General features: G+C 69.1%; 2 protein-coding genes. One reads left to right on the top strand and one right to left on the bottom strand.

Annotation, left to right across the window (positions count from 1 at the left end; all coding sequences use genetic code 11):
* A partial coding sequence (locus tag AOK00_RS17585) for a helix-turn-helix domain-containing protein (protein ID WP_159041783.1) occupies positions 1 to 348 on the top strand: 348 nt, incomplete at its 5' end.
* Here the strand turns inward: AOK00_RS17585 and trpS are convergent.
* Positions 315 to 1,313, bottom strand: a complete 999-nt coding sequence (gene trpS / locus AOK00_RS17590) for a tryptophan--tRNA ligase (RefSeq protein WP_055601256.1) — start codon at positions 1,311 to 1,313, stop codon at positions 315 to 317. The genes AOK00_RS17585 and trpS overlap by 34 nt on opposite strands.
* Between the last annotated feature and the right edge of the window lie 495 nt (positions 1,314 to 1,808).

Below are 1,808 nucleotides of genomic sequence, written 5' to 3' on the forward strand. Positions count from 1 at the left end.
GCCGACGCCCTCGCCGACATCCGCGCCCACGCCCTCGCCCACCTCGACGAGCCCCACACCGTCGCGACCCTGGCCGCCCGCGCCGGCATGTCGCCCCGCTCCTTCGCCCGCCACTTCCAGGCCACCACCGGAACCACCCCCCTGCACTGGCTCATCACCCAGCGCGTCGCCGCCGCCCAGAAACTCCTCGAACTCACCGACCACCCCCTCCCCGAGGTGGCCCGCCGCGCGGGCTTCGGCAGCGAGGTCACGATGCGCCAGCACTTCGCCTCGCACCTCGCCACCAGCCCACGCGACTACCGCAACGCGTTCCGTCACCCGGCGGGCAACAGCCCGATCGCCCGATAGGCCCGGTCCACCAAGGGCCGCGCCGTCTCCCGGGCCCGCAGGGCCCCGTCCCGTAGCACCTGATCCACATGGCCGGGGTCCGCCGCGAGCTCGGCATGCCGCTCCCGCACGGGCCTCAGCAGCTCGACGACCGCGTCCGCCGTGTCCTTCTTCAACGATCCGTACGTTTCATATACACCGGCCAGCGCCTCGGGGTTCCCACCCGTCGCGGCAGCCATCAGATCGAGGAGATTCGCGACGCCCGGCCTGCCCTCCCGGTCGTACTCCACGTCCCGCCCGCTGTCGGTCACGGCCCGCATGATCTTCCGCCGCACGGTCTCCGCGTCGTCCAGCAGATAGACGATCCCGGCCCCGTTCGCGTGCGACTTCCCCATCTTCGACGTGGGGTCCTGAAGGTCCATGACCCGCGCCGCCACCTCGGGCCGGGTAGCCCGCGGCACGGTGAACGTGTGCCCGTACCGCTGGTTGAACCGCACCGCCAGATCCCGGGTGAGCTCCACATGCTGCGTCTGGTCCTCACCCACCGGCACCTCATCGGCCCCGTAGGCCAGGATGTCCGCCGCCATCAGCACCGGATACGTCAGCAGCGACAGCCGCACGCTCTGGCCGGCGGCCCGAGCCTGCACGCTCTTCTCCTTGTACTGGATCATCCGCCGCAGTTCGCCGTCCGTGGCGGTGCACTCGAGCAGGTACGACAGCCGCGCGTGCTCGTCCACATGACTCTGCACGAACAAGGTGCACCGTTTCGGATCGAGCCCCGCCGCCAGCAACAGCGTGGCCGCCTGCCGACTGAGCCGCCGCACCCGCGCCGGATCGTGCTCCACGGTCAGCGCGTGCAGATCGACGACGCTGAACAGCGCCTCCGCCCGGTGCTGATCGACCTCGACCCACCGTCGTACGGCCCCGAGGTAGTTGCCCAGCGTCAGATGCCCGGTCGGCTTGACCCCGCTGAAGATCCTCGTCATCGCGTTCGTTCTCCCTCTTCTCCTGAGCGCCGACCCGACGGCCGGCTCCCGGAGGGGGATACGCGAACGGCCGCCGAGTCGGCGGCCGCTTGCTGCATGCGCGAGTGGTGGGCCGCCGTCAGGCGGCCCACCACTGGGTGGTGTGCGCACGCGTAGTCATGCGCAGAGACTACGCCCGCGGACCGGGGTTGACACGGGATTGACGGATCCGTAAGGTTCTCCGAGTTGTCCGACGTGAGCACCGACCCCGGTCGGCCCCGGACAGCCATCCCGCAAGATCTACAGAAGCCGATGGTGCTTTGCCGCGCCGTTCTGCTTTCCGTGCGTTTTTGCGAAATGAGGAATCCGCGTTCGAAACCCGAGCGCAGCCCCCGATTAGCGTCGGAGGCAGGGAATCCGCTAAAGTCTCACTCGTCGGAACGGCCCAACAGCCGGAAAGGCAAAACCCGCTGACTGGGAATCAGACGCCGAAAGGATCTGATAGAGTCGGAAACG

The organism is Streptomyces aureus (assembly GCF_001418135.1).
Classification (GTDB): Bacteria; Actinomycetota; Actinomycetes; order Streptomycetales; family Streptomycetaceae; genus Streptomyces; species Streptomyces aureus_A.